Source organism: Anaerolineae bacterium (assembly GCA_014360855.1).
Taxonomy (GTDB): Bacteria; Chloroflexota; Anaerolineae; order JACIWP01; family JACIWP01; genus JACIWP01.
Genome location: JACIWP010000322.1, coordinates 1 through 3,231 on the forward strand (window position 1 = coordinate 1; position 3,231 = coordinate 3,231).

Sequence of the window (3,231 nt, forward strand, 5' to 3'; positions counted from 1 at the left end):
TGCTGGTACGGCCGTACGTGACATGGGTGAGCTGGTACTTCCGCCGGCTGAAACTGCCGCTCTCGCGCCTGGCCAATCTGTTCCGACCCAAGGAGCGGTTTCTCCTGCCATCCTTCGCTTCCCTGGAGGAGTTCGCCGGCTGGCTGGCCGCCCACACCCGCTGGCGCCCCGACCCGCTGGCCGGCGCCTTCGACATATTCCCCAGCCTGGAGCACCTGGCCTGGCAGTTGACCCACCACGGCCAGGCCGCCGATGACTGCGACGGCCTGGCCTACCTGGCGGCACAGGGCGCCCTGCAGTTCGCCGACGCCCCAGACCTGGTTTATATCGTCACGCTGGTACTGGACCCCACGCGCCTGCCGCTCCAGCAGGCGGCCCACGTGCTGTGCATCTTCCGCCACGCCGGCCGCTGGCGCGTCGTCAGCAACAGCGAGCTGTACCCGCAGTCCTACGCCTCTTTCTGGCGGGCGCTGACCGACAACCCACACTGTCAGGGCCATGCTATCCTCTTTTATGAGCTTCGTGATGCACAGCTACAGCCGGCCCGTGAGCCGGCGGCATGAACTTTTTCCCCTTCTGACCCATTCGCGATATAATAAAATAAGTATATCGCCGGCCGGCGCGTACGCCGGCGCGACGGAAGGAAGTACATGGATCAGGCATATATTCGCAATTTCTGCATCATCGCCCATATTGACCACGGGAAATCCACCCTGGCGGACCGGCTCCTCGAATACACCGGTACGCTCAGCGCGCGCGAGCTCCAGGACCAGGTGCTCGATTCGATGGAGCTGGAGCGCGAGAAAGGGGTGACCATCAAGGCCTCGGCGGTGCGCATGCTCTATACCGCCGACGACGGCCAGCAGTACGAGATGAACCTGATTGACACGCCCGGGCATGTGGACTTCACCTACGAGGTGTCGCGCAGTCTGGCCGCCTGCGAAGGCGCCCTGCTCATCGTGGACGCCACCCAGGGCGTAGAGGCCCAGACCCTGGGCAATCTGTACCTGGCGCTGGAGCAGGACCTGGCCATTATCCCGGCGGTCAATAAAATTGACCTGCCCTCGGCGCGCCCAGATGAGGTGGCCCAGGAGCTGGAGCATCTCCTGGGGACGCCGGCGGAAGAAGTCCTGCGCGTCTCCGCCAAGGAGGGCATCGGCATCAAAGACGTGCTGGAGCGCGTGGTGCGGGACGTGCCGCCCCCGCGCGGCATGCGCAAACAGCCCCTGCGGGCACTCATCTTCGACTCCCACTACGACCCGTATAAAGGCGTCATCGCCTACGTGCGCGTGGTGGACGGCGAGGTGCGCCCGGGACAGCAGTTGATGCTGATGTCCAGCCGGCGCAAGGCCGAAGCCCTCGAGGTCGGCATCTTCCGCCCCAATATGCAGGCGGTAGATGTCCTGGAGGCCGGCGAGGTCGGCTACATCGCCACCGGGCTGAAGGAACTGCGCGACGTGCATGTGGGCGATACCATCACCAGGTTCGACCAGCCGGCGGAGATGCCCCTGCCCGGCTACCGGCCGGTCAAGCCCATGGTCTTCGCCGGCCTGTACCCCTCCGAACCCAACGATTATGAGCTGTTGCGCGATGCCCTGGCCAAGCTCCAGCTCAACGATGCTTCCCTGACCTACGAGCCGGAGACCTCCCAGGCCCTGGGATACGGCTTTCGCTGTGGCTTCCTCGGCCTGTTCCACATGGAGATCATCCAAGAGCGCCTGGAGCGGGAGTACGACCTGGACATCGTGTTCACCTCCCCCAGCGTCGAGTACGAGGTAGTACTGAAGGACGGCAGTATCATCACCATTGACAACCCGGCGAAACTGCCGTCGGAAGAGCGCATCGCCGAGATTCGCGAGCCCTGGCTGAAGGTGAGCATCTTCACCCCGACGGAGTACATCGGCCCGGTGATGGAGCTGGTGTCCAGCCGGCGGGGCGAGTTCATCGACATGGAATACCTGGACGAGCGGCGCGTCGTCCTGCGCTATCACCTGCCCCTGGCGGAGATCGTGGTGGACTTCTATGATCGTCTGAAATCGGTCTCGCGCGGCTATGCCTCCCTGGACTATGAGTTTGAGGGCTATCGGCCGGCGGACCTGGTGAAGATCGACGTGCTGGTCAATGGACAGCCGGTGGACGCCCTGTCTGTCATCGTGCACCGCGACCAGGCCTATTACAAGGGGCAGAGGCTGGTCAGCAAGATGAAGCGCGTCATCCCGCGCCAGCTCTTCGAGGTACCCATCCAGGCCGCCATCGGCAAGCGGGTCATCAGCCGCGCCAACATCAAGGCCCTGCGCAAGGATGTGCTGGCCAAATGCTACGGCGGCGACGTCACCCGCAAGCGCAAACTGCTGGAAAAGCAGAAGGCCGGCAAGAAACGCATGAAAGCCCTGGGCAATATCGAGATTCCTCAGGAAGCCTTTATGTCGGTACTGCGTCTCGACGAAGAAGATGAATAAGGAGCGCCCTTATGTTCGACATTGACTGGAACGCCTTTGAGCTGGTGGACCTGTCCTGGGAGGTGCAGGCCGGCCAGGGCGGGGATCGTCCATTCCTGGTAAGCCCGGCGCGGCTCCCCGACGGCTCCTACAAGTACGATATTCAGACCCATTCCCACGTGGGCTCGCATGTGGAATTCCCCCGCCACTTTTTCGGCGAGGGCGCTCTATTTCATGGGCCGGGCAGTGCTGTGCCGCATCCTAAAAGGGAACGACCTGGCCATCCGGCCAGGCGACCTGGAGGCGGAGATCGGGGACATCTGCCGGCCGGGCGATATCGTGGTCTTCCGCAATGACGGGCCGCGTTCCGACGATGTGGAGCGCCTGCCCTATTTCACGCCGGCGGCCGCCCGCTGGCTCCGCGACCACCGCGTCAAGCTCATTGTGCTGGACATGATCCGCCTGGGGAAGGACGTGGAGGGGGTGCGGGCCTTTCACGAGATCCTGATGGGGCCGGGGACCGAGGTGCCCTTCGTGGAGTTCGTCAGCAACCTGGACGCGCTCACCCAGCGCGAGTTCTTCCTGATGTGCCCACCGTATAAGGTGCGGGGGCTGGACAGCTCCTTCTGCCGCGTGCTGGCGGTGCTGGAGCGAGGGCCGCGCGCCGGCTGATTAACTTGGAGAAAAGGCCCCGATGGTTTGCATCGGGGCCTTTGTATACCGCCGGGCTGGACAATCAGGGCTTATACCCCGCAGCGCGATGCCGAAGGACGCTAGGCCTCCGCCGGCAGGT

At 63.9% G+C, this 3,231-nt stretch carries 3 protein-coding genes; all 3 read left to right on the forward strand.

What is annotated here, in order from left to right; genetic code table 11:
• Positions 1 to 563, forward strand: a 563-nt coding sequence (locus tag H5T60_13395; GenBank protein MBC7243425.1) for a hypothetical protein, incomplete at its 5' end; no start/stop codon positions are given.
• Positions 564 to 650: 87 nt separating this feature from the next.
• Positions 651 to 2,459, forward strand: coding sequence for an elongation factor 4 (gene lepA, locus H5T60_13400; GenBank protein ID MBC7243426.1), 1,809 nt, complete (start codon positions 651 to 653; stop codon positions 2,457 to 2,459).
• Positions 2,460 to 2,627: 168 nt separating this feature from the next.
• A complete protein-coding gene (locus tag H5T60_13405) occupies positions 2,628 to 3,110 on the forward strand; it encodes a cyclase family protein (GenBank protein ID MBC7243427.1) in 483 nt (160 codons plus the stop codon).
• Positions 3,111 to 3,231: the final 121 nt, after the last annotated feature.

Coding starts and splice junctions, on each gene's coding strand:
- lepA (MBC7243426.1), top strand. CDS start 651: ATGGATCAGGCATATATTCGCAATTTCTGCATCATCGCCCATATTGAC.
- H5T60_13405 (MBC7243427.1), top strand. CDS start 2,628: ATGTGGAATTCCCCCGCCACTTTTTCGGCGAGGGCGCTCTATTTCATG.